Here is a 341-nt window from a genome sequence, read left to right as displayed (position 1 = left end):
ACCTACTTCAGCGTGCATTACCGTAATCCGAAACTCATCAGTAGCAAGGTCGTTGTTCCCCGTGAGCCGGAAGAGGAAGTACCTGAGCAGAACTATGACGAAGTTATTAAAGCCCTGAAGGCTGCAGGTATTGATCCTCAGAAACTAGCAAAAGCGCTCGCCAGCGTGAAACCGGGAAATGACTGAGGAATGCCGTTTTAGAGTTTGTTGACTGTGGTATGCAGAGCGCATACCACAGTCAATTTATACTGATTCATCATTCCGTTTAGGTTTTGCTTGCCTTGACTGCGATATGCGGATAGGCCTACCGGAGTATTGATATTGACTGCGGTGTGTGGAAG

General features: G+C 47.5%; 1 pseudogene. It reads left to right on the top strand.

Annotated features, from left to right (window positions below):
- A pseudogene (locus tag RTW80_RS28040) lies at nt 1-186 on the top strand (replication initiation protein); the annotation flags it as partial.
- Nucleotides 187-341 lie beyond the last annotated feature (155 nt).

The sequence above is a fragment of the Escherichia sp. AM3 genome (assembly GCF_032029835.1).
GTDB lineage: Bacteria > Pseudomonadota > Gammaproteobacteria > Enterobacterales > Enterobacteriaceae > Escherichia > Escherichia coli.
This window is presented reverse-complemented; position numbering and strand designations above follow the sequence as displayed.